The 26,999-nt window shown below is 73.1% G+C and carries 27 protein-coding genes; 14 read left to right on the top strand and 13 right to left on the bottom strand.

Features of this window, described 5'->3' with window-relative positions; all coding sequences use genetic code 11:
- The first annotated feature begins 17 nt into the window (after nt 1–17).
- Together QRX60_RS31150 and QRX60_RS31145 are read left to right on the top strand one after the other, a co-directional pair.
- On the top strand, nt 18–962 hold the full coding sequence (locus QRX60_RS31150) for a LysR family transcriptional regulator (RefSeq protein ID WP_285994995.1): 945 nt from the start codon (nt 18–20) through the stop codon (nt 960–962).
- 85 nt (nt 963–1,047) lie between these two features.
- Nucleotides 1,048–2,256 carry an MFS transporter gene (locus QRX60_RS31145; protein ID WP_285994994.1) on the top strand — a complete coding sequence of 403 codons (1,209 nt, stop codon included), beginning with the start codon at nt 1,048–1,050 and terminating at the stop codon, nt 2,254–2,256.
- A 27-nt stretch (nt 2,257–2,283) separates the two neighbouring features.
- Here the strand turns inward: QRX60_RS31145 and QRX60_RS31140 are convergent, their stop codons facing one another.
- Nucleotides 2,284–3,273, bottom strand: coding sequence for an LLM class flavin-dependent oxidoreductase (locus QRX60_RS31140; protein ID WP_285994993.1), 990 nt, complete (start codon nt 3,271–3,273; stop codon nt 2,284–2,286).
- 29 nt (nt 3,274–3,302) lie between these two features.
- The gene (locus tag QRX60_RS31135; protein ID WP_285994992.1) at nt 3,303–4,211 is read right to left on the bottom strand and encodes an SMP-30/gluconolactonase/LRE family protein; all 909 of its coding nucleotides are present in this window, start codon (nt 4,209–4,211) and stop codon (nt 3,303–3,305) included.
- Between the two features lie 140 nt (nt 4,212–4,351).
- Here QRX60_RS31135 and QRX60_RS31130 point away from each other — a divergent pair, with 140 nt between their 5' ends.
- On the top strand, nt 4,352–5,056 hold the full coding sequence (locus QRX60_RS31130) for a TetR/AcrR family transcriptional regulator (protein WP_285994991.1): 705 nt from the start codon (nt 4,352–4,354) through the stop codon (nt 5,054–5,056).
- Between the two features lie 16 nt (nt 5,057–5,072).
- Here the strand turns inward: QRX60_RS31130 and QRX60_RS31125 are convergent, their stop codons facing one another.
- Nucleotides 5,073–8,468: a TM0106 family RecB-like putative nuclease gene (locus tag QRX60_RS31125; protein ID WP_285994990.1), complete on the bottom strand. Its 3,396-nt coding sequence runs from the start codon at nt 8,466–8,468 to the stop codon at nt 5,073–5,075.
- A gap of 114 nt (nt 8,469–8,582) precedes the next feature.
- On the opposite strand from QRX60_RS31125, the gene QRX60_RS31120 reads away from it, so the two are divergent.
- A complete protein-coding gene (locus QRX60_RS31120; RefSeq protein WP_285994989.1) occupies nt 8,583–10,175 on the top strand; it encodes an SMI1/KNR4 family protein in 1,593 nt (530 codons plus the stop codon).
- 91 nt (nt 10,176–10,266) lie between these two features.
- Here the strand turns inward: QRX60_RS31120 and QRX60_RS31115 are convergent, their stop codons facing one another.
- Together QRX60_RS31115 and QRX60_RS31110 are read right to left on the bottom strand one after the other, a co-directional pair.
- Nucleotides 10,267–10,653: a peptidase inhibitor family I36 protein gene (locus tag QRX60_RS31115; protein ID WP_285994988.1), complete on the bottom strand. Its 387-nt coding sequence runs from the start codon at nt 10,651–10,653 to the stop codon at nt 10,267–10,269.
- Nucleotides 10,650–10,838: a hypothetical protein gene (locus QRX60_RS31110; protein ID WP_285994987.1), complete on the bottom strand. Its 189-nt coding sequence runs from the start codon at nt 10,836–10,838 to the stop codon at nt 10,650–10,652. The genes QRX60_RS31115 and QRX60_RS31110 overlap by 4 nt, the downstream gene beginning before the upstream one ends.
- A 133-nt stretch (nt 10,839–10,971) precedes the next feature.
- Between QRX60_RS31110 and QRX60_RS31105 the strand changes: the two genes are divergently transcribed.
- Entirely contained in the window at nt 10,972–11,787 is an 816-nt protein-coding gene (locus QRX60_RS31105; RefSeq protein WP_285994986.1) for a class I SAM-dependent methyltransferase, read from the top strand.
- 204 nt (nt 11,788–11,991) lie between these two features.
- The gene (locus tag QRX60_RS31100) at nt 11,992–13,206 is read left to right on the top strand and encodes a cytochrome P450 (RefSeq protein ID WP_285994985.1); all 1,215 of its coding nucleotides are present in this window, start codon (nt 11,992–11,994) and stop codon (nt 13,204–13,206) included.
- Nucleotides 13,207–13,218: 12 nt separating this feature from the next.
- On the opposite strand, the gene QRX60_RS31095 is transcribed toward QRX60_RS31100, so the two are convergent.
- From QRX60_RS31095 to QRX60_RS31075, 5 genes are all read right to left on the bottom strand, one after another.
- Nucleotides 13,219–14,478 (bottom strand): cytochrome P450, encoded by a 1,260-nt coding sequence (locus QRX60_RS31095; protein ID WP_285994984.1) that lies wholly within the window; start codon nt 14,476–14,478, stop codon nt 13,219–13,221.
- Nucleotides 14,475–15,083, bottom strand: a complete 609-nt coding sequence (locus QRX60_RS31090; protein ID WP_408630148.1) for a GTP-binding protein — start codon at nt 15,081–15,083, stop codon at nt 14,475–14,477. The genes QRX60_RS31095 and QRX60_RS31090 overlap by 4 nt, the downstream gene beginning before the upstream one ends.
- The gene (locus QRX60_RS31085) at nt 15,064–15,423 is read right to left on the bottom strand and encodes a DUF742 domain-containing protein (protein WP_285994983.1); all 360 of its coding nucleotides are present in this window, start codon (nt 15,421–15,423) and stop codon (nt 15,064–15,066) included. Before QRX60_RS31085 ends, QRX60_RS31090 begins: the two co-directional genes overlap by 20 nt.
- Nucleotides 15,420–15,839: a roadblock/LC7 domain-containing protein gene (locus tag QRX60_RS31080; protein WP_285994982.1), complete on the bottom strand. Its 420-nt coding sequence runs from the start codon at nt 15,837–15,839 to the stop codon at nt 15,420–15,422. The genes QRX60_RS31085 and QRX60_RS31080 overlap by 4 nt, the downstream gene beginning before the upstream one ends.
- A gap of 75 nt (nt 15,840–15,914) precedes the next feature.
- Nucleotides 15,915–17,351 (bottom strand): sensor histidine kinase, encoded by a 1,437-nt coding sequence (locus QRX60_RS31075; protein WP_285994981.1) that lies wholly within the window; start codon nt 17,349–17,351, stop codon nt 15,915–15,917.
- A 777-nt stretch (nt 17,352–18,128) separates the two neighbouring features.
- Between QRX60_RS31075 and QRX60_RS31070 the strand changes: the two genes are divergently transcribed.
- Nucleotides 18,129–18,452, top strand: a complete 324-nt coding sequence (locus tag QRX60_RS31070; protein WP_285994980.1) for a hypothetical protein — start codon at nt 18,129–18,131, stop codon at nt 18,450–18,452.
- An 83-nt stretch (nt 18,453–18,535) separates the two neighbouring features.
- On the opposite strand, the gene QRX60_RS31065 is transcribed toward QRX60_RS31070, so the two are convergent.
- A complete protein-coding gene (locus QRX60_RS31065; RefSeq protein WP_285994979.1) occupies nt 18,536–19,057 on the bottom strand; it encodes an RICIN domain-containing protein in 522 nt (173 codons plus the stop codon).
- Nucleotides 19,058–19,163: 106 nt separating this feature from the next.
- On the opposite strand from QRX60_RS31065, the gene QRX60_RS31060 reads away from it, so the two are divergent.
- Nucleotides 19,164–20,123 (top strand): LysR family transcriptional regulator, encoded by a 960-nt coding sequence (locus QRX60_RS31060; RefSeq protein WP_285994978.1) that lies wholly within the window; start codon nt 19,164–19,166, stop codon nt 20,121–20,123.
- A 67-nt stretch (nt 20,124–20,190) separates the two neighbouring features.
- Here the strand turns inward: QRX60_RS31060 and QRX60_RS31055 are convergent, their stop codons facing one another.
- Nucleotides 20,191–20,625 (bottom strand): DoxX family protein, encoded by a 435-nt coding sequence (locus tag QRX60_RS31055; RefSeq protein WP_285994977.1) that lies wholly within the window; start codon nt 20,623–20,625, stop codon nt 20,191–20,193.
- A 368-nt stretch (nt 20,626–20,993) separates the two neighbouring features.
- On the opposite strand from QRX60_RS31055, the gene QRX60_RS31050 reads away from it, so the two are divergent.
- Both QRX60_RS31050 and QRX60_RS31045 read left to right on the top strand, forming a co-directional pair.
- A complete protein-coding gene (locus tag QRX60_RS31050; protein ID WP_285994976.1) occupies nt 20,994–21,668 on the top strand; it encodes a response regulator transcription factor in 675 nt (224 codons plus the stop codon).
- Nucleotides 21,665–22,936: a sensor histidine kinase gene (locus QRX60_RS31045; protein ID WP_285994975.1), complete on the top strand. Its 1,272-nt coding sequence runs from the start codon at nt 21,665–21,667 to the stop codon at nt 22,934–22,936. Before QRX60_RS31050 ends, QRX60_RS31045 begins: the two co-directional genes overlap by 4 nt.
- Nucleotides 22,937–22,942: 6 nt before the next feature.
- Here QRX60_RS31045 and QRX60_RS31040 read toward each other — a convergent pair whose 3' ends face one another.
- On the bottom strand, nt 22,943–23,668 hold the full coding sequence (locus QRX60_RS31040; protein ID WP_285994974.1) for a hypothetical protein: 726 nt from the start codon (nt 23,666–23,668) through the stop codon (nt 22,943–22,945).
- Between the two features lie 157 nt (nt 23,669–23,825).
- On the opposite strand from QRX60_RS31040, the gene QRX60_RS31035 reads away from it, so the two are divergent.
- The 4 genes from QRX60_RS31035 to QRX60_RS31020 are packed head-to-tail and all read left to right on the top strand — an operon-like array spanning nt 23,826 to nt 26,978.
- Nucleotides 23,826–24,182, top strand: coding sequence for a hypothetical protein (locus tag QRX60_RS31035; protein ID WP_285994973.1), 357 nt, complete (start codon nt 23,826–23,828; stop codon nt 24,180–24,182).
- Nucleotides 24,179–25,120, top strand: a complete 942-nt coding sequence (locus tag QRX60_RS31030; RefSeq protein WP_285994972.1) for an FAD:protein FMN transferase — start codon at nt 24,179–24,181, stop codon at nt 25,118–25,120. The genes QRX60_RS31035 and QRX60_RS31030 overlap by 4 nt, the downstream gene beginning before the upstream one ends.
- Nucleotides 25,117–25,677 carry a ferric reductase-like transmembrane domain-containing protein gene (locus QRX60_RS31025; protein ID WP_285994971.1) on the top strand — a complete coding sequence of 187 codons (561 nt, stop codon included), beginning with the start codon at nt 25,117–25,119 and terminating at the stop codon, nt 25,675–25,677. The genes QRX60_RS31030 and QRX60_RS31025 overlap by 4 nt, the downstream gene beginning before the upstream one ends.
- A complete protein-coding gene (locus QRX60_RS31020) occupies nt 25,674–26,978 on the top strand; it encodes an NADH-ubiquinone oxidoreductase-F iron-sulfur binding region domain-containing protein (RefSeq protein ID WP_285994970.1) in 1,305 nt (434 codons plus the stop codon). Before QRX60_RS31025 ends, QRX60_RS31020 begins: the two co-directional genes overlap by 4 nt.
- Nucleotides 26,979–26,999: the final 21 nt, after the last annotated feature.

Genomic DNA, 26,999 nt, shown 5'->3' with positions numbered 1-26,999 from the left:
TGATACCGTGGTCGGCTGTGAACCTCGCACGGCTCGACCTGAACCTGCTGGTGGCGCTGGACGCCCTGCTGCAGGAGCGCAGCGTGACGCGCGCGGCCGAGCGGATGGGGCTCAGCCAGCCCGCGGTTTCGGCGCAGCTCGGGCGGTTGCGCCGGCACTTCCACGACGACCTGCTCGCCAGGGCGGGGAACCAGTACCGGCTCACGCCGCTGGCCGTGCAGCTCAAGGAACGCGTGCGGGTCGCACTGTCCGGCGCCGAACGGGTCTTCGCGGCGGAACCCGACTTCGACCCCGCGTCGTCCACGCGGGAGTTCTCGATGCTGATGAGCGACTACGGCGTGGCCGTCCTCGGCCCCGGCATCGCGGCCCGGCTCGCCGAGGAGGCGCCGGGCACCCGGCTGCGGTTCCCCGCGAACACGCCGAAGATGGTCGACGCGGCCGTCCACGAGCTCGTCCACACCGACCTGCTGGTGATCCCGCACGGGTTCGTCGACGACCTGCCACACCAGGACCTCTACCGGGACGAGTGGGTGTGCCTGGTCGCGGCGGGCAACACGGCCGTCGGGGAGTCGCTGACGGTCGGTCAGCTGGAGACGATGCCGTGGGTGGTGACCTACCACGGGCCCACCGCGTCCACGCCGGCCGCGCGGCAGATGCGGATGCTCGGGATCGAGCCGCACGTGCAGGTGGTCACGGAGACGTTCCTGACGGTGCCCGGGCTCGTCGCCGGCACGAACCGCGTGGCGCTGCTCCAGCGGCGGATGGCCGATCGGGTTCCCGCCGAACTCGGGGTGCGGGCCCTGCCGTGCCCGTTCGAGGCCGCCCCGCTCGTCGAGGCGATGTGGTGGCACCCGATGTACGAGGACGACCCCGAGCACCGCTACCTGCGGGACGTCGTCCTGCGCGCGGCGGCCGCCGTGACCGGCATCGACGGCGTGGATGAGCCGCTTCGGCAGAAGTGATTTCCGCTCACCGGCGTGCGGCGCCGACACTTCGACGCACACGCCGGTCGCCGAGGACCGGCTCGGTGCCTTCCCGGAGCTGCCCGTGTCCGATCAGTCCGTCTCCGCTCCCCCGCTCGCCGCCGACCCCGCGACGGGGCGGCCGGCGGGGCCCGCCCAGGCCGCCGTGCTGCTCCTCGCCAGCTGCCTGTCCGTGCTCGGCGCCGTGCTGCTCGCGCCGGTGCTGCCCCGCATCCAGGACGCCTTCGCCGGGACGCCGGGCGTCGCCACCCTCACCCCGACGGTGCTGACCGTGCCGGCCCTGGTCATCGGGCTGACCGCGTCGATCACCGGCCGCATCGTCGACCGGCTCGGCCGCAAACGGCTGCTGGTGGGCGCACTCGTGGTGTACGCGTTCGTCGGCACCGCACCGCTGTGGCTGTCGTCCCTGCCGCTGATCGTCGCCGGCCGGGTCCTCGTCGGCCTCACCGAGGCCGCGATCATGACCTGCTGCACGACCCTGCTCGCCGACTACTTCCAGGGGCCGCGGCGGGAGCGGTACTTCGGCCTGCAGACCGTCTGCACCACCGTCGCCGCAACCGTCTTCTTCGCCGTCGGCGGCCTGCTCGGCTCGTGGGGCTGGCGCACGCCGTTCTGGCTCTACGCGGTCAGCCTGCCGCTCGCGTTCGCCGCGGCCCGGGTGGTCTGGCAGCCCCCGCAGCGGACCCGGGAGAAGCTCCCGCCGCTGCCGTGGCGGGGGCTGCTGGTCCCGGTCGCCGTCACCCTCGCCGGCGGGCTCGTCTTCTACGTTCTCATCGTCGAACTGTCCTATGTGCTCGACGGCATCGGCGTCACCTCGACCGCCACGATCGGGCTGGTCAGTGCCGTCGGTTCGCTGGCGACCGCCGTCGCGGCCGCCCTGTTCCCCCGCGTCAGCCGGCTGGGCCCGGCCGGCACGATCCCGGCGGCGTTCGTCCTGTGCGGACTCGGCATCCTCGGCCTCGCCCTGGCTCCCTCGGTGCCCGTGGTGGTGCTCGGCGCGGTCGTGACCGGCCTCGGCAACGGGCTGATGCTGCCCGCCCTGCTCACCTGGGCGCTGGGCGAGCTGACCTTCGCCCAGCGCGGCCGCGGCACCGGGATCTGGACCTCGGCCCTGTTCATCGGCCAGTTCGCCGGCCCGCTGCTCGTGCTCGCCCTGACCGGGGCGGCCGGCGGGCTTTCCCCCGCGTTGCTCGCCGTCGGCGGCGCGGCGCTGGCGCTCGCCGTGGTGGTCAGGATCGTCCGGCCCGTCCGGGGAACCGGCGCCCGGAGCTGACCGGACGCGAGTCCCGCCCGGGCCGCGTCAGGTGGTCGCGGCGTCGAGGAACCTCTCGAGCTCGGCCCGGATGTCGGGCCCGCAGGGCTGGAACACGATCTCGGTGACTCCCCGGGCGGCGGCCTCGGCCAGCCGCTGCCGGATCCGGGCGGGCGTCCCGCTCATCGTCACGTCCGGCACCATCGTGTGGCCGCCGGCTTTCCACGCCGCCTGGTCGGCCTCCCCCAGCTCCACGCAGTGTCCGGAGTGGACCGCGAGGTGCCGCCGCTCCGGCGGTGTCCGCTCCACCACGTCCAACCACTCCGGGCCGCCCGGGAGTGCGCGCACGGCGGACGCGCCGCCGAACTCGTACGCGCCGTGGTAAGCCAGCGCCCAGCCGGGCCCGGCGGCCTGGCGTGCGTGCTCGGTGTCGGTGCGCTCTCCCTCGTCGAACACCGTGCCCCACACGAGGTAGGGCACCCACGAGTACTCGCTCGCGAATTCGGGCAGCTGCAACGTGACGTACAGCCCGTCGCCGAGTTCCTTGGCCACCCGGTGCCCCTTCGGCCCCAGCGCCCCGATCAGGATCGGGACGTCGACCGGCCGAGTGGGAGCGTGCCCGCCGGGGTGCAGCATCTGCATCTGCGCCCCTTCCCATTCGACGACCCGGCCCTGCAGGAGACCGCGATAGGCCCGGATGTAGGACTCCATGTAGGACCAGGTGATCGCGCGGTACCCCATGGCGCGGCGGCCGGTGAACCCGGTGCCGAAGGAAACCGCGACGCGGCCGGGCGCCAGCGCGGCGAGGGTGGCGGTCGCCGCGGCGTTGACCATCGGGTGCCGCAGGCTGGGCACCAGCACGCCGGGGGCGAGCCCGATCCGCTCGGTCCGCTCGGCGGCCAGCGCGAGGGTCATCCACACGTCGGGGCTCTGCTGAGGGGTGTCGTAGACCCACGCCCGCCGGTAGCCCAGTTCTTCGGCCATGACTATGTTGTCCGGTGAATCCAGTGCGGTCGGGAAAGCGCAGGAAACCTCCATGGGGCCCTCCATTCCACTCGGCGATCGGCTCAGGGCAGCCCGGCGTGCGGGACCTCGACTCCGACCGCGAGAAGCTGGGCCTCCCGGACCGGACGGCGTTCGTGCTCGGCGAAGGACGGTGCCGCGCAAAGGAACAGCGTCCGTCCGTCGCCGCCGCCGAGCATGCAGGCGAAGACTCCGGTGCCGGCGTCGATCTCGTCGAGGATCCGGCCGCCCTCCTGAACCCGGATGACGCGGTTGTGGACGGCGTCGGCCACCCAGATCGCGCCTTCGGCGTCGGCGCAGATGCCGTCGGGGGCCACTTCGAGGCGCTGCACCGCTGCTTCGACGTCGTCGGTCTGCGGGGTCTGCCCGAACTGCGCCCACACGCGCCGCCCGCTCAGTTCGCCGTCCTCGCCGATGTCGAAGGCGGTCAGCCGCCCGGCGAAGGTCTCGGCGACGACCAGCACACCGCCGGGCAGGATCACCATGCCGTTGGGGAACCCGAGGTCCTCGGCGGCGACGGCGACGCTCCCGTCCGGGTCGACGCGGGTGAGCGTGGTGTAGCGCAGCGGAGCGCCGCCCATGAGGTCGAACCCGAAGTTGCCCACCCAGGCGCGTCCGCGGTCGTCGACGACCATGTCGTTGAGCACCCCGGACACCACACCGGACAGGTCGGCGTGCTCCGCCAGCCGCCCCGACCGCTCGCGCACGAGGACGCGGTGGTCGCGCATCGACACGACGAGCAGGCGCCCGTCGGGGAGGAACCCGAGGCCCGACGGCTGCCCGGGGACCTCGGCGACGACCTCGGTGCCGCCTCGGCTGTCGACCGCCACGACCCGCTCGGTGTAGAAGTCCGACACCCACAGCCGGCCTTCGTGCCACCTCGGGCACTCGAGGTAGGAGAAGCCTTCGAGCACGACGGCCGGCTGCCCGGTCGCGGGCTGTCCTCGTCCCATCGCGACCCTCCTTACGTCCTCGTCGACAGTTCCGCAGGGTCTTCGCGCCAGCTAACTGAGCGCACAGTTACCATGACCACGAGGCCCGGACGTGTCAAGTCCAACCGACGCGCCCGGCCCGTGCGGAGGGGAGATCGGCGATGCCGGCGAAAGAACGCCGTCGCGGCGGCGGAAGGTACCCGTCGACGGCCGCGATGGAGCTCACGACCAACCTCGGGCCCGAAACGGTCCCCGGCGAGTTCTGGGGAGAACACACCTCCCCGGTGGCCCGCGCGCTGCTGTCCTCGGCCGTGCAGTGCTTCGCCCGCAAGGGTTTCCACGCCACCACCACCCGCGACATCACCGCCGTCGTCGGCCTCAGTCCCGGTTCGCTGTACGTGCACTTCGCCTCGAAGGAGGCCGTGCTGTTCCACATCGCACGGACCGGCCACGAGCGCGCCCTCGCGGCGCTGGCGGCCCAGCACGACGACGGCGACCCCCGGCGCCACGTCCGGCGGCTGGTGGCCGGGCACGTGTCGTGGCACGCTCGCCACCACACCGTGGCGAGGGTCTGCCAGTACGAACTGGCGGCGCTCGAGCCGGCGCACTTCGACGAGGTTCTCCGGCTGCGGCAGCAGTTTTCCGCGACGGTGCAGGCCGCTGTCGAACGCGGAGTCCGGGAAGGCGTCTTCGACGTGCCCGACGTCGACCGGGCGGTGCGCGCGATCCTGTCGCTCGGCATCGACCTCGTGCGCTGGTACCGCCTCGACGGCGCGGACTCGCCCGAGGCACTCGGTGAGTCCTACGCCGAGCTCGCCGCCCGGATGCTCGGCGCCCCGTCCCCGGGCGGCGACCCGCTCGGCTGACGCCGCGGCAGGCCCGTCAGCGCGGTGCCGTCGGGCCGGCCCACGGCCGCGCGCCGGTCATCAGGCCGATCATGCCCGCCACGAGCCGCATCTCCTCCACCGTCCGGATGTCGGCCTCGACGAGCCGGGGCGAGCACACCAGGATCGCCAGCGCCTGCGCCCGCGACAGGGCCACGTTGAGCCGGTTGCGGGACAGCAGGAAGTCGAGCCCGCGGGGCAGGTCGATCGCCGACGACGACGTCATCGTCGTGATCACCACCGGTGCCTCCTGGCCCTGGAACCGGTCGACCGTGCCCACCCGGACCCCCGGGAACCCCGCCTCTTCCAAGGCCCGGGTCACCGTCCGCGCCTGCAGGTTGTAGGGCGCCACGACGACGATGTCGGCGTCCCTGAGCGGCCGGGTCGTGCCGTGGTCCGTCCACGGGCGGCCGTGCAGGCCGGCCACGATTTCCGTGACCGCGGCGGCTTCCTCCGCCGAGCGGGTCGTGTTGCCGTGGTGGTCGACCTCGGCCAGATACAGCCCCGCGGCGATACCGTCCAGTGCCCGGCCGGCGGCCGAGGGGTGGGCGTGCAGCCGGCCGGCGTAGGACAGGTTCGACACCGGCTCGCACACGGCCGGGTGCATGCGCCGCGTCTCGTCGAGGAAGTAGCCCAGCGACGCCGGCATGATGTCGGCCCCGCCGATCACGTGCCCCAGCGCCGACGCCTCCGCGCCCGCCGGGTGCGTGCCCTGCACGACCTGCGGCAGCTGCTGCGGATCGCCCAGCAGCAGGACGTTCTTCGCGCACATCGACACCGCGAGCGCGTCGGCGAGGGCGAACTGGCCCGCCTCGTCGATGATCAGCAGGTCGAAGGGCTCCTCCCGGATCGCGGCGTTGGCGAACGTCCACGCCGTCCCGCCGACCAGGTGCCCGTCGTCGTGCTCTTCGCGCCACTTCACCAGCGCCGGGTTGCTCTTCGGCTGCTCCCACGGCGCGGCCGGGTCCGGGGTCTTCTTCGCCCGCTTGGCGCACGGCAGGTCGGGCGCGCTCTTCTTCGCCGCGCTCAACACGTTCTCGACGGCTTTGTGGCTCGTGGAGGTGACCGCGACGGTCCGCCCGGCACGCACGAGCCGGGCGATCAGCTTGCCCGCGAGGTACGTCTTGCCGGCCCCCGGCGGGCCCTGCACCGCGAGTGCGGACCCGTCGAGCTCCTCGACCGCGTCGATCACCGCGGCGACCAGGTCCTCCCCCGGTTCCGGCAGCGCGGCACCCATGCGCAGCCGCGGCGGGGTCCGGCGGAGCAGGTCGACACCGGGGTGCCGAGGCAGCTCCGGGAGCGCGTCGACGACCAGGCGGGCGAGGTCGGCGACCGCCTCGTCCTTCGGCGAGGGCCGCACCGGGCTCCCGGGCAGCACCGCGACCGGCCGGTCCGCGGTGGTGGCGTCCGGCGGGCTGCTCTCCTCCAACGTCAGCTCCACGGCCGACGCGGCGACGACCTTGGCGTCCCGCGCGGTGTCGCCGTAGCGCAGCCGCACTTCGTCGCCCGGGGTGAACGGGTGCGGCCGGTCCGGGTCGCACGCGACGAGCAGGGTCCGCTTCGCGGTGCGGACCCGCCCGGCGGGGGGCACCCACTCGCCCGCTTCGAGCGACACCGGCACGGCGCACGCCGTGTCGATCTCGAGGTCGCCGAGCGGCGCGGCCAGCCGGCGGAAGTACTCCCACCACGCGGGGTTCGTCTCGCGGCGGTGGTAGCCGACGGACGCCGCGAGCAGCGCGCGGGCCCGCTCGTCGCCGGTGAAGTCACCCGGGTCGTCCGGCAGCCCGTCGAGCAGCGGGTCGACCAGCGCGGCCAGCTGGGCGGCGCGTTCGGCGCGGCGCTCGGCGGCGACGTCCTCCTCGGCCGCGCGCAGCAGCGCGTCCTCGGCGGATTCCTCTTCCGGCACCGGCACCTCGACCCCCGCTTCGGCGCGGACCCGGTGCAGGAACTCGAACAGCCGCAGAGCGGAAACGCAGTCGTACTCGGTGTTTTCGCCGATGCCGCGCAGGACCTCGCCCGCCCGCTCCGGCTCACCCGAGCGCGCGAACGCCAGGTACTCCTCGTACGCCTCGACGGCCGACATCGCGGCCTTCGTGCTGCCGTCCCGGGCGCCGGGCAGGAAGAGCGGCTCGAGGTGCCGGATCGAGTACGACCGCTGCGACACGCGCATCGCCTTGCGCACCACCGCGTGCAGGTCCACGACCGCCCCGCTGCGCAGCAGGTGGTCGACGGTCTCTTCCCGGGTGCCGTGCACGGCCGCGAGCCGCTTGATCGCGGTGACCTCGTAGGGCGCGTAGTGGTAGACGTGCGAACCGGGGTGGTCGGCGACCCGCGCCGCGGCGAAGTCGACGAACTCCTCGAACGCCCGCTTCTCCTCGGCCCGGCTGTGCGCCCAGAACGGGGTGAACCGCCGGTCGTCCTCCGCGGTGAGCGCGCCGAAGAGGTACTCGAGCCCTTCGCCGGACAACGCGTGCGGATCGCCCGCCAGGTCGAGGAACACGTCCCCCGGCGCGGGGGCCGGCAGGGCGGCCAGCGCGCCGGGATCGACGATCTCGTAGGCGACCTCGCCGGTGGCGTCCTGCCGGACCTGGAGCGCGGCCTGGGCACGCAGGGTCTCGAACGCCGTGACGGACAGGTCGCGCGGCCGGTCGCCCGGCGCGGCCGCGGCCAGCGCGTCGATCGAGCCCAGCCCGGCGGCCACCAGCTTGCGGCGCTGGTCGCCGCGCATCCCGGCCACGAGCGACAGGTCGCGGTCGGCTTCGCGGGCCGACGCGCAGTGCTGGGCGAAGCCGCAGCCGGCGCAGGCCGGGCGTTCGTCGGCCCAGAGCCGGGCCGGCAGCTCGGGCGCCCGGCCGCGCAGCCGGGCCCGCAGGCGGTTCACCAGGGGCAGGAAGTCCTCGACCCGCAACGTCCGGGTGCTGCCGTCGCCGAGGCCCAGGTGCAGGTGGGGCCCGGCAGGCCAGCCGGCCCGCCGCACCGCGTCGGCGCACGCGGTCAGCTCCACCACCGCGGCGGGCTTCGCTTGCCGGGCCGGCTTCGCGCCGTAGACCTCGTAGCGGCCTTCGCCGTCCAGGACCAGGAAGTCCGCGCACCCCGAGAACTCGCTGTCGCCGACGACGGCCCGGTGGATCACCGGCACCCCCGACCGCACCGCCTCCTCGGTCGCCTTCGCGGCCGCCACCGGGTCCCGGACGTCGATCTCGACCACGGTGCGCCCTTCGCCGCGGAACCGGGCGAGCAGCGCCGCCACCGCCGCGCGGCCTCGCCGCGCCTCCGGCTGATCGGGCCCGGGGCCGGGTCGCGGTGCCCCCGGCAGGCCCGCGGCCAGTGCCTGGTTCAGCACACTGCGGTGTTCGCATTCGAGCAGGTCGGCGAGGTCGGCTGGGGTGTCCATCGACGCGGAGTCTGGCACGGGCGGGCACCCCGGCCGGGGCACCCCGCTCCCGACACGCCGACCGCCGGGACGGGCGGGCCGGTTTTGTCGGACCCCGTCGCCAGGGTCCGCCGCATGACCTCTGGGGACGCCGGATTCGGCGAAATCGCGAGAGCCATGGCCGACGCCCTGCGCGCGAGCGCGGGCACCGCGTCGTCGGCCGCCACCCTGCAGTTGCGGCACACCGGCGGCGCCGTTTCGTGCTGCGCCTGGACCGACGTGCGAGAACACCTGTCCGTCGACTTCGGGCCGATCGCCCAGCTCCTGTGGGACCGCCCGCCCGCGGCGCTGGAGGTGCGGCTGGACCCCGGCGGCCGCTACACGTTCACCGCGCGGCCGGACGTCGCGTCGGTCTCGCCCGGGCGGCTCGTGCTCGACGCGGGGTTCCGCTGTCCCGGGCACCCGCGGCCGGGGCTGCCCCGGCTCGCGGCCGCCGAACCGGCCGGAGCGCCGACCGACCCGGCGGTGCTCGCCGAAGTCACCCGGCTGACCTCCGAGTTCGCCGCGCTGTACGCCGGGATCAAGGGCGATCCGCCGCCGTGGCCGTCCGGCCGGACCGAGGCCGACCTGGCCGCCGCCGAGGCGCGGATCGGCGTGCGGCTGCCGGAAGACCTGCGCGCGCTGTACCTCGTCGCGGACGGTGACCCGCGGGAAAGCGGCCTGCTCGGCCCCTACTCCCACGACCCCCTCGGCGAGCTGGTGGACCACTACCTGGACGGCGAACCCGGCTCGTACGGCTGGGAAGACGAACCGGACGACGACGGGGTGGTGTTCGAGACGGCACCCTTCGGCCACGTGAAACGCTTGTCCCGCAACGACTGGTGGGTCACGTTCGGCAGCGACCGCTCGGGGAACTACCTCGCGGCGGACCTCGATCCCGCCGAACGGGGGCGCCCGGGCCAGGTCCTGGACTACGGCCGGGACATCTACGGCCCGCTGCGGTACGTGGCGGAGTCGATCACCGCCATGCTCACCGAGGTCGTCGAGGCGCTGCGGGCCGGCAAGTACGAGGATCCGGACGACGACGGGACGTACCTGTTCCCCGAAACCGGACTCCGGGACGCCGCGACGCGGTCGTACTCCGAGGTGATCTCGAACGCGGCCGCGGTGGAGCTGCCGAGCGCGGTGGCCGGGCTTCCCGGGCGCGAGCTGATCCAGGAGGTCTACCTCAACGACGCCGGCGATGTCGACTTGTCGGCGTTCGGGCCTTTGGAGTCGCTGCGGTCGCTGAGTGTCAACCGCGCCGGCGCGGTGACCCCGGCGATCGGCGGGCTCGCGGCGCTGGGGTCGCTGCGGATCGACGCGGACCGGGTCGCGCTCGCCGCGGTCGCCGGGCATCCGGTGCTGTGGGATCTCCAGCTGACGGGCGTCGGCGCCCCGCTCGACCTCACGGTGTTGCGCACGCTGCCGCGCCTGACCCGGCTGGGCCTCGAAAGGTCGGCGGTGCCGGACTGGGGGCCGGTCTGCGCCCTGCCGGCCCTGCGGGTGCTGAAGGTGGACGCGGACCAGGTCCGCGACCTGCTCGGCTCGGGCCACCCGCTGCCCCGGCTCGCGGCGTTGTTCGTCAGCGGCAGGACGACGCTGCGGGAGATGAGCGAACTGTGCGCCGCGTTCGGTGACGGCGCCCCGGAAGGGAAGGTGACCGAGTTTTCCGGCGTGCTGCCCTGAAAACGCCCGAGTGCGTGAAGGCCGCATCGAGGGACTCCGAGGTGGCCTTCACGCCGGGCGGTCGTGTGCCCCGGGGACACCCGGCGGCGGGTCAGCAGGGAGCGAGGGAGGAAGCCTGGTCGTTCGGGTTCTTGCCGACGTAGCTGAGCGCCGTGCCCGCGTTCATGAGGGTGTCGTTGCGGCCGACGTAGTTCTCGTCCCAGTACCAGCAGTACACCTGTCCCGTGTTGTTGACCCACGAGCTCAGCTGGTCGGACCAGGTTCCGTCGTTGTTGTTGTGCTTGGAGCTGCGGCATCCCGAACAGGCGAAGGCGCGGAGGTCCGCGTAGGCCGCACCGGCCGGGATGGCCAGCACGGTTCCCCCGAAGTCCTTGTGTTCGTACAGGCAAACCGAATTCGCCGGGCAGGAGGCGAGCACGGCGGCCGGCAGCGCGACCGGGGTCCCGGACCCGGCCGCGGCGACACCCGTGACCGTCAAGAAAAAGGTGGCACCGATTCCCGCGAGTGGCGGCGAAACCACACCGCATAATCCAGCATCTCCGCCCGGGAGCGCGGATTCTCGGCGCGGATCCGGTATTCCGGAAGCTCGCGTTCACAGGCTTTCAGCTCGGCGCGCGCGTTGGCGTCGGCTCGTTTCATCAGCTCTTCCAGCAGGCCACTCATGTCGATCCGTCCTCCCCGTCAGAGCGATCAGAGCGGTGTGATGCAGCCCGGGGGACCCCTTGCCCGTCCATCGACGGCGGATCTCGTTCCGTTACGCGCGCCGGTGCCCCGGAACGGGAGTAGCCTCGCGGGCGTGGAAGACGGCGAACTCGTCGGAGTGCAGAAGACCCTCACCCCGGTGCTCAGGGCCAAGGCACTGGACAACCGGCTGCCGGACCCGATTCTCGGCGACCACTACGCCGAGGAGGCGATGCGCCGCCTCGACCCCGACTACGACCACCGCAGGTTCGGCACCAGCCAGCTGGGCCTCGCCGCCGTCGTGCGGGCCAAGGCCCACGACGACTGGGCCCGGAGCTTTCTCGCCGAGCACTCCGACGCGGTGGTGCTGCACCTGGGCTGCGGCCTCGACGCCAGGGTGTACCGGATCGACCCGCCCGCCACCGTCGACTGGTACGACCTCGACTACCCCGCCATCATCGAGCTGCGGCAGCAGTTCCTGCCGCCACGGGAGCACTGCACGCTGATCGGCTCCGGCGTCACCGACCTGACCTGGCTGGACCGCATCCCCCGCGGCCGGCCGGTGCTGATGATCGCCGAGGGCCTGGTGCCCTACCTGACCGAAGCCGACGTCCGGCGCCTGCTGGCCGGCGTCGTCGATGCCTTCCCCTCCGGGCAGATCCAGCTCGACACGGTGTCGGTCTGGGCGTGGCGCACCTCGAAGTGGGACCCCACGCTGCGCAGGTACGGCACCCGGTTTCGCTGCGGCTTCGACGATCCGGCCGCGCTGGCCGGCTGGCACCCGCGGCTCGAATACGTCGACGAGGCACCGATGAACGATTCACCGCTGCTGATGGCCAAGGCGCCCGCGAACGTGCGCCGCATGTACCGCATCCTGAATCTGCTGCCGGGCATGAAACGGTCCAGCCGCATCGTGCGGTTCCGGTTCTGACACGCCGACGCCGGGGGAAGCCTCACGAGCCGCCCGGCAGTGAGCCGGTGCCGCCGAAATGACAAAGCGAAATCCCGATCGCCGGCCGCCCCGGAAGAGGCGGCACCCTGTTCGACCGTTCGGGGAGATGGCCGGGCGGAAACTCTTTCGCACTGACAACTATCCCCGATAACCTGCTGACCGACCGTCGAGAAAAGGAGCCTCGTGACTTCAGCAGGGCACGCGCCGGACCTACTGTCTCCGGAGTTCGCCGCCGATCCGTACACCGCCTACGACGTCATGCTCGAGCATTCGCCGGTGATCTGGCACGAAGGAATGCAGAGCTACGTCATTTCGCGCTACGAGGACGTGTCGCGCGCCTTCAAGGACGGCGCGTTCACCACCGAGAACTACGGCTGGCAGCTGGAACCCGTGCACGGCCGGACGATCCTGCAGATGAGCGGCCGGGAGCACTCGATCCGCCGGGCCCTGGTGGCGCCGGCGTTCCGCGGCAACGAGCTGGAGCAGAAGTTCCGCCCGGTGATCGAACGCAATTCCGCGCAGCTCATCGACGTCTTCCGCGGCCGCGGAACGGCTGACATCGTCGCGGACTACGCCCGCCACTTCCCGATCAACGTCATCGTCGACATGCTGGGCCTCGACCAGAGCGACCACGCCCGGTTCCAGCGCTGGTACAGCGCGATCATCGCCTTCCTCGGCAACCTCAGCCAGGACGAGGCCGTCACCGCGGCCGGCCTGGAAACCCACGACGAGCTCGCCGCGTACATGATCCCGGTCATCCGGGACCGCCGCGAAAACCCCGGCGACGACCTGCTTTCGGCGCTGTGCGCCACCGAAGTCGACGGCACCACGATGAGCGACGAGGACATCAAGGCCTTCGTCAGCCTGCTGCTGGCCGCCGGGGGCGAGACCACCGACAAGGCGATCGCCAGCCTGTTCCGGAACCTCCTCGAGCACCCCGAGCAGCTCGACGCCGTGCGTGCGGACCGCGGCCTGATCCCGAAGGCGTTCGCCGAAACCCTGCGCCACACCCCGCCGGTGCACATGATCATGCGGCAGCCGGCGGAGGACGTCGAGATCTGCGGCGAGACGATTCCCGCCGGCAGCACGGTGACCTGCCTGATCGGCGCCGCGAACCGCGATCCGCGCCGGTTCGCGAACCCCGGCGCGTTCGACATCTTCCGCACCGATCTCCCGACCGAGACAGCGTTTTCCGCTGCGGCGAGCCACCTGTCCTTCGCCTTGGGCCGGCATTTCTGCGTCGGCGCGCTGCTGGCGAAGACCGAGATCGAGGTGGGCGTCGGCCAGCTGCTCGACGCCATGCCGGACGTGCGGCTCGCCGAGGGAACGATCCCGGGCGAACAGGGCGTGTTCACCCGGGGCCCGGCGTCGCTGCCGGTGACGTTCACCCCGGCGTAGCCGGCCGAGCGGTCACCACACCCCCGGTCCCGCGACGTGGACCGGGGTGAAGACCACCGGCAGGCTCTCCAGCCCCCGCATCCACACCGACGGCCGCCACACCAGGTTCTCCGCCGGGACCGCCAGCTCGAGGTCCGGGAGGCGGTCCAGCAGGACCTCGACGGTGGTGCGGGCGATGACCTCGGCCACTTCCGGTGCCGGGTAGGGACATCCGTGCTCGCCGTGGCCGAACGACATGTGCGCGTGGTTGCCCAGGGCGCCCGACGCCGCGTCGGGGCGGGCGTGCGGGTCGGCGTTGCCCGCCGCCAGCCCGAGCACCACCAGGTCCCCCTGCCGGACGCGGACACCGCTGAGCACGGTGTCGCGGGTCGCGAAGCGGCCGATGAAGTTCTGCGTGGGCGTGTCGTGCCACAGCACCTCGTTGAGGGCCTGGCCGACGCTGCCCCGGCCGCCCGACAGCGTCATCGCGAACCGGCTGTCGGTCAGCATCAGCCGGATGGTGTTGCCGATCCAGTTCGCCGTCGGCTGCTGCGCCGCGGCGGTCACCACGAGCAGGTCCTGGACGACCTCGTCGTCGGTCAGGTTCGCCGGGTCCTGCATCATCGACGTCGGCACGTCCGCGCCCGGCTGCTGGTGCTTGACCGCGACCAGGCGCGCCATCGCCTCCTGCACGCGCCCGTACGCGGGCAGTGCCTCGGGGCCGACGTCCAGCGACAGCGCGACGTCCCGCACCAGCGCGGGGGCCTCCGAGTCGGGCATGCCGTACATCTTCGCGAGCGCGAGCAACGGCGCCTGCTGCGCGAACTGGGCGATCAGATCGGCTTCGCCGGTGCCCGCGAATTCGTCGATCAGCCGGTCCGCGATGCGTTCGCAGTGCGCGCCGAGGTCGAACTGGTCGACGGCGGACAGCGCGTCGCCGATCGCGCCCGCCCGGCGCCGGTGCTCGGCGGCCTCGGTGAACATCACCGACGGGTTGTGCATGACGTACGGCAGCAGCGGCCAGTCGTCGGGGACGTTGCCCCACTGGTTCCACCGGCGGGTGTCGCGGGCGAACAGCTGCGAGTCCTGGCACACCTGGTGGATCTCGCGGTAGCCGGTCAGCAGCCAGGCGGGGATGTCGCCGTCGAGCAGCACCGGGACGACCCCGCCGTACTGGCGCCGGATCCGGGCGTACAGCGCGGCCGGGTCCTTCTGGAACTCGGGTCCGTACAACCGGACCCGGTCCGCGGCGGGGATCGGGTCCGCCGGGGTGCTGGTCTGGTAACCGGTCACGATGCGCCCTCCCGGACTTTGGACAGGGTGTAGAGGTGGTCGACGAGCGAGATCAGCACCTGCTTGGACGAGTCCCGGTCGCGGGCGTCGCAGTCGACGAGCGGCACCTCGTCGGCCAGGTCGAGCGCGGCGCGGACGTCGTCGAGGCTGTGCTTCGGCGGGCCGAAGTTGTTGCGTGCCACGATGAACGGCGTCCCGTGGTGTTCGAGCCGGTCGATCGCGTACCAGGAGTCGGCCAGCCGCCGGGCGTCCACCAGGACGACGGCGCCGAGGGTGCCGGCGAAGAGGCTGTCCCAGAGGAACCAGAACCGTTCCTGCCCGGGGGCGCCGAACAGGTAGAGCACCATCTGCTCGTCGAGGCTGATCCGGCCGAAGTCGAACGCCACCGTGGTCGTCGTCTTGGCCTGCACGCCCCGGGTCTGGTCGACGCCGATCCCGGCCTGGGTCATCGTCTCTTCGGTGCTCAGCGGCCGGATCTCGCTGACCGACCGGACCATGGTCGTCTTCCCGACGCCGAAGCCGCCGACGATGACGATCTTCAGGCCGTCGGTCGCGGTGTCGGCCAGGGGCAGCCGTTCGTCTTGTTCAGAGATTGCGGAGTCCAACGAGCACCTTCTTGAGGAATTCCGAGTCGGAGGTCCGTCCCGCGGCCTGGGCCGACGACGGATGGCGGGCGGACACCTTGCCCGTGGCCAGCAGGTCCGCGAGCAGAATCTTGATCACGCTCACCGGGAGCGACAGATAGGACGACAGCTCGACGACGGACGTCGGTTTCGCGGCGATCTCGAGAATCCGGACGTGCTCGGACTGCATGCCCGCCGACGGCTCCGACTCCCGGACGATCAGCGTGACGAGGTCGAGGTCGATGTCGTCCGCGCTGCTGCGCCCGCCCGTGACCGTGTAGAGCCGGTCCGGGTCTTCCCCGTCGAGCGCCGAGCGGGTCACGAAGCCGGGTTGTCGGCCGCCGCGAAGCGCGGCGGGGCGGTGAAGACCGAGCCGATCTGCTCCACCAGCTCGTCCATGTTGTGCCCGATGAGGCCCACGTCGGCGTCTTCCGTCGCGATCACGGCCAGGTGCGAGCCGACCCCCGCCTCCACGATGAAGAGGATCCCGCCGTGGAACTCGGTCATCGAATTGCGCACGCCGCCGGTGCCGTCGCCGAATTCGACCGACGCGCCGTGCGCCAGCGCCTGGACGCCGGCGGCGATCGCGGCCAGCTGGTCGGCGCGGTCGACGGTGAGGCCCCGGGTGTGGCAGAGCTTCAGGCCGTCACGGGACAGCACGAGGGCGTGACAGGCGCCTGCCGTGTTGCCGACGAGGTTTTCGAGGAGCCATTCGAGGCTCTTGTCCGAATCAGTCATCGAATCCGGGGACCGGCCGGGCGGGTCCCCTCGCTCCAATCTGGCGGGGTGCGGGTGTACAGGGAGAGCGGCGGGTCACGCGTCTTCGCCGGTGTCCGCCGGGGAGGCGGTGGGGCGCGACGGCGCGGCACTGCCGCTGCGCCGCTGCTGGAAGGCCCCGAACCGGGAACCGGTGTCCCGCTCGGCCCGGGTGGTGCTCGGGGTGGGCGACGGCGGCCGGCGCGACGCGGCGGTCAGCGTCTGCCCGCGCGAGCGCTTCGGCAGTTCGGAGGGCTCGGCCAGCTCGGTCACGTCGGTCAGGTCGCCGGCGACCTCGTGGCTCGTGTCGGGCCCGGGCCACGCGACGGCGGGCTCTTCCTTGTCCGGCAGCACTTCCGGCCGGGGCTGCGTGATCAGCTGCGTCGGGATGCGCATGACCACCCCGATCCCCCCGCGCGAGGACGGCCGGAAGAAGACGTGCAGCTGGTGCTTGCGCGCCAGGCAGCCCACGACCGCGAGGCCGAGCCGCGTCCCCGACATCGAGGTGAGGTCGAGCGGCTGGTCGAGGGACACCGCGCGCTCGGCGCGGACGAGGGCCTGCGCTTTCATTCCGAGGCCGCCGTCCTCGATGGTGATCACCGCGCCGTTGTGCAGATCTTCGACATAGACGTGGACTTCCTCCGACGGCGCCGAGAACTTCGTGGCGTTGTCCATGAGTTCGGCGAGCGCGTGCATGACGTCTTCCGCCGCGTAACCGACCACCGCCACCCCGCTCGCGGAGTGCACCCGGACCCGCTGGTAAGCACCGATGCGGCCGAGCGCGCCGCGCAGGATGCTCTCCATCCGGATCGGTTTCGTCCAGCGGCGGCCGGAGCGCGCGCCGGTGAGCACGGCGATGCTGTCGGCCAGCCGGCCCGCCTGCGCCGTGCTGTGGTCCACTTTCAGGAGGTCCCCGAGCATCGCGTCGGAAGACCGGTTCTCCATTTCCCGCAGGTCCCCGAGGGTGCTGGTCGCCAGCGCCTGCAGCCGGCCGGCGGCGTTCGCGCAGGCGGCCGTCGCGGCCGCGCGCCGCCGTTCCCCGACGGCGATCTCGTCGACCAGCAGCCGCAGGACGCGCTGGTGGAGTTCGTCGGCGGGGCGCGGGACTTCGGCGAGCACGCTGTCGGCGGGCGTGCCGCCGCGCAGCCGCCGGACCACGTCCGGCACCGTCTCGTCGAGCAGCCGGGCCAGTTCGCCGTCGTGGGACCGGACGAGTTCGCGGGCCTGGCCGGCCTCGGCGAGCGCGGCCTGGACCTGTCCCGTCGCGTGCGCGACCTGGTCGGTGCGGCGCAGCGCGAAGAACACGGCGACGCACGCGACGATCCCGGTGAACGCGCCGGCGATGGCGACGACAATCCCCTGAGCACCGGAAACCGAGAGGGATATCCAGGTCCAGATCGCCGCGGCGACGACCGCGGTGACCAGTACCCCGATTACGGCCCGGCCGACTGACTCGCGTTCTTCCCGATGCTGTGCGGGCGGTCGTTCCGACATCGCTCCACTTCCTCGAGTCCGATTGGTGCCCGAACAGTACTCGGTTTGCCGACGGAGATCACGGGTTGGTTTCATTGGCCCCGCGACCGCGGAGACAATAGCGCCGGTACCAGCGGCCGGGCCGCGCGGGTCCGGTTTCGGGCGGCCGCCGGCTCTTACTCGCATTCGGCCGAATCCGCAAGGTTCGAAACCCCAGAATTCACGTCGCCGGCCGTACCGGAAAACACCCTGCCGACGCTGTGCCGGGGAGACCGCGCGGGCTCGGAGCAATTCCGCCGTCGCACGCGATCGTCGTGCCGGGGCTTTGCCGGTGTCCGGCAACCGCGCGCGGAAAGGTGCTCTTCGTGCCCCGGGAAACGGACGTGACCTGCACGCTCACCGGCAGCCGGGCGGGTTCGACGAATTCGACACCGGGCCGAAGCGTCGCGACGACCGCGCGTGCTTGCCCGGCCGGTCCTCAGGCCGCCGCCGGCCGACCGGTGTCACCGGGGCGCCCTTCCCGGGGTTCTTCCGCTCGCCTGACATCTTCGGGCGGACGCAGGCTTTCTGCACGTGCCCGTGCTCTGCCGCACGACCGCTGCGGCAAGCCGACTTTCCCCTCGGCGCGACGGGCGCGGACCGGCCGCACCGAGCCGGCCGGTCCCTCGCCCCTCGTCAGCGGAACTCGGGCAGGACGTGCTCCCGCCAGCCGCGGAAGAACCCTTCGTGGTCGGAGCCGACCTGCTGGACGTAGATCTCGTCCACCCCGGCGTCGACGTACTGGCGCACCCGCTCCGCGTGCGCCTTCGGGTCGGCACCGCACACGATCGCGGCGGTTCCGTCACCCCGCCGGTCCGGCTCACCCTGCTGGCGTGCTGGTGGGGTGCCTGGGGCCCGGCCGTGATCCAGGTCGCGAGGACCATCGCCGGAGTCGGCTCCGATCCGGCCGTGCGCCCGTGGCGCTTCCGGCTCGGCGTCCGGGTACTGGCCGCGGCAGCCGCGGCCACCGGCGCGACGCAACTGGCCGCCGCGGTCACCGGCCCGGCGCCCGTTTCGGGCGCGCTCGGCTTGTGCCTGCTCACCGCGCCGCTGTTCCTGCGGCCGCCGGCTACCGTGGTCTGACAGGTGGGCTGCCGTGTCACGGTGTCCCTGTGCTCCACCGAAAGCCCGGCCGGCCGCGAGCAGTGCGGCCGGCCGTCCTCCGGTCAGGCCACGCTCTGGAACCAGAAGTACTGGTTCGGGTTCCCGTTGGAAGGCCACTGCTCGAGCTGGGTCCCCCAGTTGCCGGTACCGCCCGGCACGTCGATCACCTGGTGGCTGTTGGCGTTGCGCAGCACGTATGCGGTGCCGGAATTGACCGGCTCCAGCGCCCACTCCTCGTGGGCGACATCGCCGCAGGGGTACTGGACCAGCGGGGCGCCGGCCGAGGTGCTCGCGCCGGAGACGCTCAGGCACTTGCCGGTGCGGTAGTTGACGAGCCAGCTGCCGTAGCTCTTCCCCACGAGCGTCCACTCCTGGTTCTGGCCGTTGTTGATCGGCCACTGGATCACCGCGGCACCGCTGTCGCTGGACGACCCCGCGACGTCGACGGCGAGCGTGGCGACGGTGGTGATGCGGTAGACGGTGGGCGCGGCGTGCGCGGGCAGGGCCGTGCCCACGGCCAGGGCGGCCGAGACGGCGGTGGCGGCGGCGAACTTGCGGCCGTGACGCTGGATCAGCTGGCGCATCGAATTCCTCCATGGTCCGGGTGTGGCCGACGTCCTTGCCGGCCGCGGAACAAGAGCCCCTGGCGGATCCCTGTAGTACGCATAATTTTTGGCTTATGCTGCTGGGATGTTCGCCAGCGTCGACACGACCCGGCTGGCCGTCTTCCGTCAGGTCGTCACCTGTGGCTCGTTCACCGCGGCGGCCGCCGCGCTCGGCATCAGCCAGCCCGCCGTGTCGCAGCACATCGCCCGGCTGGAACAGGAAGTCGGGATGCAGTTGCTGGACCGCGCCGGCCGCGGGATGCGGATCACCTACCCCGGCAAGGTGCTGCTCCACCACACCGAAGGACTGCTGAGCCATTTGCGGGAAGCGACGAGGGAACTGACCGCGCTCGCCCACCCGGACGGCGGCGAGGTGCGGATGGTGACGTTCCCGAGCGCGGCGGCCACGATCGTGCCGCCGGTCGTCGGCACGTTCCGCCGTGCGCTGCCGAAGGCGAAGGTGCTGCTCTCCGAAGCCGATCCCGCGGTGGCGCTGCCCCGCCTCCTCATGGGTGACGCCGACCTGGCGCTGGTCTACGACTATCCGGCCGCCGGCGAGCCCCGCGATCCGCGGCTGCGCTGGGAGGTCGTCGCCGACGACCGGATGGCCGTGGTCCTGCCGGCCGGCCACCCGCTCGCCGCCACGGCCGAGGTGCCCCTGGCCGCGCTGGCCGGCGAGCAGTGGATCGCCCCGAACCCCTGCCCGTGCCTGGACGCCTTCGTGGGCGCCTGCCGCGGCGCGCGGTTCGACCCCGACATCGTGTCGATGTCGAACGACTACGCCGCCATGATCGGCCTGGTGTCGGCCGGGATCGGCGTCGCGGTGGTGCCCCGGATCATGGCGCGGGCGCCCCTTCCGGCCACGGTGGCGGTGCGCCCGTTGCGCGACGCCCGGATCAGCCGGAGCATCGCCGCGGTCACCCGGACCACGGGCTACCAGCCCCCCGCCACCGACCGGCTGGTGGCCACGCTGCGCGAGGAGCTCGCCCGGCTCGCCGTACCCGGCCTTCAGCTCGACGTCCGGACTGCCGCGGAACTCCGCTGACCTTTTCCCAGAGTGTCCCTGCCACCCCAAGGGATCCCCGCCCCACTCGGGGATTCGCGCCCGCCGGTCAAGCCCGGGTTTCGGCTTCGACAGGCTCGGCAGCGGCAGCGGCACGTGAGGGCGACACGGCGGAAGCGAGCGCGAACCGGCCCGGTCCCGTGAAGGCGATCAGCAGGAATGCCCAGCAGAACAGGGCGGCCGCTTCACCGCCGTTCTGGATCGGCCAGATCCCGGTGAGGACGTGCACCGAGAAGTAGGCGTAGGCCATGGATCCCGAGCTGATCAGCGCGGCGATCCGGGTCCCGATCCCGAGCAGCACCAGCGTGCCGCCGACGAGCTGGATGAGCGCGGCCCACCAGCTCGGCCACAGCCCGACGGCCGCGGGCGCCTTGGCGCCCAGGATCCCGAAGATCGTTTTCGCGCCGTGGCAGGCGAACAGGAAACCCAGGACGATGCGGAAGAGCCCGAGCACGTGGTCACGAGCGATGTCGAGCCGGTTCATCTTTCCTCCACAAAGGACGGTTGCGACGGGTTCTCATGGCCGGGCACGATCGACGGCATCCGGCGCGGCCGTCGACCGAAGCGGGTTCCGGCGCCTTCACCGAAACCCGTTGGTGCGTGGGAAAAATGCGCAGCGACCGCCGCGACAGCGCGACAGTTGGGCAATAACATGCAAAGTGGCGCGCACAGATATACCGGACAACATCATCCGGCAACACCCTCGAAGGTGTGCTCTTACCGAGTTCTTACCCGGCTATCACCGAATTCCCACCCTCGGCATTGTCTGGACCACCTACGCTCCCGACCCCTCACCCATCGGTGGCGGTTCCGCCATCGCGGTCCCGGCCCGGCACGCCGGATACTGGACGGGTGAGTTCTTCCGGAGAAACGCCGCGGCTGTTGCTGATCGAGGACGAGCCGGCACTGGTGGCCATGCTGAGCGCGTTGCTGAGCGAGGAAGGCTACGAGGTCGACGTCGCGCCGGACGGCCAGCGCGGTCTGCACCTCGGGCTGACGCGCCGGTACGACGTGCTGCTCCTGGACCGCGGGCTGCCGGCGGTGGAAGGCCTCGATCTGCTGACTCGCCTGCGCAGCCGCGGTGTCACCGTGCCGACGCTGGTGTTGTCCGCGCTGGGCAATCCGGCGGACCGCGTGGCCGGGCTGGACGCGGGCGCGGAGGACTACCTGGCCAAGCCCTTCGACATCGACGAACTGCTCGCCCGGTTGCGCGCCTTGCGGCGCAGGCACCTCGACACCGCGCGGACGCTGCCCGTGCCCGGTGGCTTGCTCGACCTCGACACCCGGCAGGCCACGATCGGGGACCAGGACCCGGTCCGGCTTTCCGAGCGGGAGTGCGCGCTGCTGGCGACGCTGGCCGGCCGTCCCTCGCGGGTGTTCACCCGCGAGGACCTGCAGAGCCTGGTCTTCGACGACGCCGGAACGGACGTGATCGAGACCTACGTGCACTACCTGCGGCGCAAGCTCGGCCGCGGGGTCGTGGACACGGTGCGCGGCCGGGGCTACCAGCTGGGGCGGCAGGCGTGACGCGCGTGCGCTCGGTGGACGAACGGCTCCTGCGCCGGACGGCGGCGCGGATCGGGGTCCAGACCGCGGTCGCGGTCGTGGTCACCGTGCTGGTGCTGTCCGGGATCGCGATCTTCATCGTGCTCCGCAGCCAGCAGCAGACCCAGAGCGACCTCATCGAAACCACGATCGCGCACGCCGACGACGTCAACGACCCGCCGGCCGGGATGTGGCTGGTCATGGACAAGGGCGGCCTCCAGCTGGTCAGCCCCGGCCTGCCGCGCGGGCTTCCGGTGCAGGACCAGCTGACGTCGACCGCGGCGGACCGCACGGCGCGCTCGGTCGACGTCGTCGAGTCCGGCCGGGAGTACCGCGTGCGGACCGAGCCCTCCGGGCCGGGCGGGGCGATCCAGGCGGTGCTGGACCTGGGGGCCGCGCACGCGGAGCGATCGCGGCTGCTCGACGCGTTCCTGGTGGTCGGCGGAGCGGGGCTGCTGCTCGCCGCGGGGATCGGGGTCTGGCTGGGCCGCCGGGCGATGGTGCCGATGGCTCGTGCGCTGGCGTTGCAGCGGCGGTTCGTCGCCGACGCCGGGCACGAGCTGCGCACGCCGCTGACGTTGATCAGCACGCGCGCGCAGTTGCTCCGGCGCGCGGTGCGGAGCCCGGCCGCCGGCGGCGCGACCCTGGAGTCCGATGTGGACGATCTGGTGCGGGACACCGGCCGGCTCGCGGAGATCCTGGACGACATGCTGATTTCGGTCGATCCGCGCGAATCCGCCGTGAGCGACCTGGTCGATCTGCCCGGCCTGGCCGCCGAGGTGGCCCAGCTGGCGGGACCGGCCGCCGCGGAGGGCGGCGTCGACATCGTCGTCGCCACCGAGCCGGCCGGGCCGGTCCGGGCTTCCGAAGCCGGGGTGCGCCGGGCGATCACCGCGCTGGTGGACAACGCGGTCCGGCACGCGGCTTCGCAGGTGCGGTTGACGACGAGTGCCGGTGGAGGCGAGCTGACGCTCGAGGTCGCCGATGACGGACCGGGTATCGATCCGGCGGTCCTGCCCACGTTGTTCGCCCGCTTCGCCACCGGGCCGGCCGACCACGCCCGCGGCGGTGCACGCCGCTACGGGCTCGGCCTCGCGCTGGTCAGCGAGATCGCCGCGCGGCACGGTGGCTCGGTGACGGCGGTCAACACCGAAGGAACGGGCGCCGCCTTCCGCCTGACCTTGCCCATCGCCGGGCCGGACGACCGGCCGGGCCCGGCTCCGCGGAGGTGGCGGCGCCGGCTCCCGTGAGGTGGCTCAGCCCGATCGGCTCCGGCTCGGGGCGGCGTGGTGCCCGTGGTGCAGGCCCCCGGAAACCCAGGCGCCGGAGGCGCCGAGCAGGACGGCGCCGGCGACCACGGCGACGACCATGCTCGCGAGCAGCACCACCGCCCGCGACGGGCGGCCGGGCACCCGCTGCCCGCCGTCCCGCGAAGAGGTCACGATGCGCATCGCCGGGACCAGCCGGGCGAGGACGTGCAGGCCGGTCACGACCGCCCAGGCCAGGAAGGTCGCCTGGTGGATGGACACGGCGTCGATGTCCTGCCCGACCACGCTGAACAGGACCGTGCGGCTCGACACCGGCCCGAGCGCGATCAGGGCCAGTCCGGAGCCGAGGACGGCGAGGGTGCCCACGACCACCAGCGGTCCCAGCAGCCGCAGCAGCATCGGCGGTGGCCCGGCCTGCCGGTAGGCCGGGCGCCGCGTGTAGTACCCGATGACGCGCCACCCGGTGGTCGCGGTCTTCAGCAGCGCGGGCGGGACGAGCAGGACCCCGATGACGATGTGCCAGCTGATCAACCCGTCCAGGTTCAGCAGCGTCACCAGTTCCGCCAGGAACAGGGCGAGCAGCAGTACTCCCGTCCACGCGGTCAGCCGGGCGTTGCCCGCCGGGCCGCCGCCGCGAGGCAGCACGGGGTCGGCCCGGCGCTGCTGCCCGGTCGCTTCGGCGAAGGTCTCCCCCGCCCACTCCTGCACGTTCACCGCGGGCCCTTTCGTCCGGTCGTCCTCGGCGCCACCGCCGGTCGAGGCCAGTGTCGTCGCCGGTCCTGGGGGATTCCTGGGAGGACGCGGTTCCCAGAAATCCCCCAGGACGCGCGGCGAGACTCACGTTCGACCACTGACGAAAGGGAGTCCGGGCATGAGCCGTTCCCACCGTGAACGCCGCGCGCTGCGCGAGCTGGGCCACCGGCGCGCGAGAGTGGTGGTCCGTTCGGCCGCCGTCGCGGGCACGGGCCTGGCCGTCGTGTTCGGAGTGGTCCTGGCCCAGCATCCGCCGGCCAAAGCCGCGCCTGCCGCCTCCCCCGCACCTGTGGCACCCCGCCCGGCGACCGGCGTACCGGCGGCCCCGCCGACCACCGCGGTGCCACCGTCGAGCGCACGCCCGGCGCCGGCGACCACCACGGCGCCCCGCGTCCCGCGCCACCGGACCCTGCAGCCGCCCCCGCAGCCCCCGGTCGTCACCACCACGGCCACGGGCAGCACCGGCGGATCGTGACCACCGCACCCGCGGTGGCCCGCTTCCGGGCTCTGGGCACGACCGCCGAGGTGGCGGTCACCGATCCGGCCCGGCTGCCCGCCGCCGAAGCCGCCGTGACCGCCGAACTGGCCGCCGTCGACGACGCCTGCAGCCGCTTCCGGGCCGACTCCGAGATTTCCCGGCTGCACGGCCGCCGGGGCACGGCCGCACCCGTCACGCCCCTGCTGGCCGAGGCCCTCGGCGTGGCCCTGCGCGCGGCGGAGCTGACCGGTGGCGCGGTCGATCCCACGGTCGGGGCCGCGCTCGAGGCACTCGGCTACGACGGCGACTTCGAGGGCCTCGACCGTGACCAGCCCGGACCGCTCACCCCGGCCGGGCCGGTCCCCGGATGGTGGCGGGTGCGGCTGGATCCGCTGCGCCGGGAGGTCGTCGTCCCGCACGGGATCCGGCTCGACCTGGGGGCCACCGCGAAGGCACTGGCGGCGGACCGCGCCGCCGAGCGGGCGGCGCGGTCCGCCGGCTGCGGGGTGCTGGTGGGGCTCGGCGGGGACATCGCCGTCGCCGGCCAGGTGCCCCCGCGAGGCTGGGGCATCAGGGTCGGCGACGACCACGCCAGGACCGATCCGGACCGGGACCCGGCGATCGCGATCCACGGCGGCGGGCTGGCCACCTCGAGCACGACCTGCCGGTTCTGGCGCCGTGGTGGCCGCCTCGTCCACCACATCGTCGATCCGCGGACCGGGTTGCCGGCCGCACCGGTGTGGCGGACCGTCAGCGTCGCCGCCGGCACCTGCACCGACGCCAACACGGCGGCCACCGCCGCCATCGTGCTGGGCGACACCGCCGCGGACTGGCTCACCGGGCACCGGCTGCCCGCCCGGCTGGTCAGCCGGGACGGCCGGGTGACGACGGTGGCCGGCTGGCCCGACGACGAGCGGGAGGACCGGCCACGATGAGCACCGCGCTCTGGTACGCGAGCAGGGGCACCGGCCTGGTCGCCCTCGTCCTGCTCACCGCGGTCGTCGTGCTGGGCGCGGCCAACGCCGCCCGGTTCGCGGCCCGCGGCTGGCCCCGGTTCGCCCTGGCCGAAGTGCACCGCGGTCTCTCGCTGCTGACCGTCGCGTTCCTGGCCGTGCACGTCTCGACGGCGATCATCGACCCCTACGCGGGGATCCGCTGGGTGAGCGTGCTCGTGCCGTTCAGCTCCGCGTACCAGGGCTTCTGGCTGGGCCTCGGGAGCATCGCCTTCGACCTGCTGCTCGCGCTGGTGGTGTCCAGCCTCCTCCGGCCGCGGATCAGCCTCCGGTGGTGGCGGCTGGTGCACTGGGCGGCCTACGTGTGCTGGCCGGTCGCGGTCGTGCACGGTTTCGGGATCGGCGGAGCGGACGCGCGGCTCGGCTGGGTACGGGTGCTGACCGCCGCGTGCGTGCTCGCGGTGCCCGCCGCGGTCGGCTGGCGCATCAGGAGCAGCCACGCCGACACGGAGGCCCGGCGCGACGGTGAGTTCCGGTGAGCAGCACGACGAACGCGCGTCGCACGCCGCTGTCCCCGCCACCCGCGGGTGACCGGCACCGGCTCCTCGCGGGCTGGGCGGCCACCCGGCGGCCGGCGGGTTTCGCCGAACACCGGGCCCGCTACGGACCGCCGCAGTCGGCGGACCGGATCGGCCGGCGATGGCTGCTCGCGGAAGTCGAGGCCGCCGGGCTGCTCGGCCGCGGCGGCGCGGGATTCCCGACCGCCCGCAAGCTCCGGGCGGTCGCGGCCGCACGACGTCCCTTCGTCATCGCGAACGGCTGCGAAGGCGAGCCGGTCAGCGACAAGGACCACGCGTTGCTGACCGTGGCCCCGCACCTGGTCTTCGACGGCGCCGAACTCGCCGCCCAGCTCGTCGGCGCCCGGGAAGTCGCGCTGTGCGTGCACCGGGGAGATCCGCTCGTCGAAACGCTGGAAGCCGCCTACGCCGAACGCCCGTCCTCGGAGGTCGGCCTCCGCGTGGTGGGCGTGCCGAAACGGTACGTCGCCAGCGAAGAGTCCGCGCTGGTGAACTTCGTCAACACCGGCGACGCCCGTCCGACGACCAAACCACCGCGCCCGTCCGAACGCGGCGTCGGCGGCCGGCCCACGCTGGTGGACAACGTCGAGACGCTCGCCCAGCTGGCCTTGATCGCCCGCTACGGGGCGGCCTGGTTCCGCGGCTGCGGGACGGACACCGCCGCGGGCACCACCCTGGTCACCGCCTGGGGCGCGGTCCGGGCGCCCGGTGTCCACGAAGTCGCCTTGGGAACCCCGATCGCCGGCGCGCTCGACTGCGCCGGCGGCCCGAGCGAAGCTGTCCAGGCCGTGCTGGTGGGCGGCTACGGCGGAGCGTGGCTGCGGTTCCCCGCGGCCGCCCGCGTGCCACTGGACCACGATGGCCTGCGTGCGGCCGGAGCCACCCTCGGGGTCGGCTCGCTGGTCGTCCTGCCCGCCGCCGCCTGCGGGATCGCCGAGACCGCCAGGGTGCTCCGCTACCTCGCCGGTGAGTCGGCCGCCCAGTGCGGCCCGTGCATGTTCGGCCTGCCCGCGATCGCCGAAGACTACGCGCAGCTCGTCCTCGGCGGCCGCACCGCCGCGGCTGCCCGGCAGCGGCTGCGGAGCAGGCTGCCGGACATCTCCGGGCGGGGCGCGTGCGCCCATCCCGATGGCGCCGTCCGGCTCGCGGTGAGCGGGCTGCGAGCCTTCGACGACGACCTCCGCGCGCACCTTTCCGGCCGGCCGTGCCCGTACGCGGCCTTCGCGCACCTGCCCGTGCCAGGGTTCGGGTACGAGCCGTGACCGGCCGGCTGCGGGGGTTTC

The sequence above is a fragment of the Amycolatopsis mongoliensis genome, from assembly GCF_030285665.1.
Lineage (GTDB): Bacteria > Actinomycetota > Actinomycetes > Mycobacteriales > Pseudonocardiaceae > Amycolatopsis > Amycolatopsis mongoliensis.
The sequence above is the reverse complement of the archived record's forward strand: the minus strand, read 5'-3'. Positions and strand labels throughout refer to the sequence as shown.

Coding starts and splice junctions, on each gene's coding strand:
- QRX60_RS31140 (WP_285994993.1), bottom strand. CDS start 3,273: ATGGAGGTTTCCTGCGCTTTCCCGACCGCACTGGATTCACCGGACAAC.
- QRX60_RS31135 (WP_285994992.1), bottom strand. CDS start 4,211: ATGGGACGAGGACAGCCCGCGACCGGGCAGCCGGCCGTCGTGCTCGAA.
- QRX60_RS31130 (WP_285994991.1), top strand. CDS start 4,352: ATGCCGGCGAAAGAACGCCGTCGCGGCGGCGGAAGGTACCCGTCGACG.
- QRX60_RS31125 (WP_285994990.1), bottom strand. CDS start 8,468: ATGGACACCCCAGCCGACCTCGCCGACCTGCTCGAATGCGAACACCGC.
- QRX60_RS31120 (WP_285994989.1), top strand. CDS start 8,583: ATGACCTCTGGGGACGCCGGATTCGGCGAAATCGCGAGAGCCATGGCC.
- QRX60_RS31110 (WP_285994987.1), bottom strand. CDS start 10,838: ATGAGTGGCCTGCTGGAAGAGCTGATGAAACGAGCCGACGCCAACGCG.
- QRX60_RS31080 (WP_285994982.1), bottom strand. CDS start 15,839: ATGACTGATTCGGACAAGAGCCTCGAATGGCTCCTCGAAAACCTCGTC.
- QRX60_RS31075 (WP_285994981.1), bottom strand. CDS start 17,351: ATGTCGGAACGACCGCCCGCACAGCATCGGGAAGAACGCGAGTCAGTC.
- QRX60_RS31065 (WP_285994979.1), bottom strand. CDS start 19,057: ATGCGCCAGCTGATCCAGCGTCACGGCCGCAAGTTCGCCGCCGCCACC.
- QRX60_RS31060 (WP_285994978.1), top strand. CDS start 19,164: ATGTTCGCCAGCGTCGACACGACCCGGCTGGCCGTCTTCCGTCAGGTC.
- QRX60_RS31055 (WP_285994977.1), bottom strand. CDS start 20,625: ATGAACCGGCTCGACATCGCTCGTGACCACGTGCTCGGGCTCTTCCGC.
- QRX60_RS31035 (WP_285994973.1), top strand. CDS start 23,826: ATGAGCCGTTCCCACCGTGAACGCCGCGCGCTGCGCGAGCTGGGCCAC.
- QRX60_RS31025 (WP_285994971.1), top strand. CDS start 25,117: ATGAGCACCGCGCTCTGGTACGCGAGCAGGGGCACCGGCCTGGTCGCC.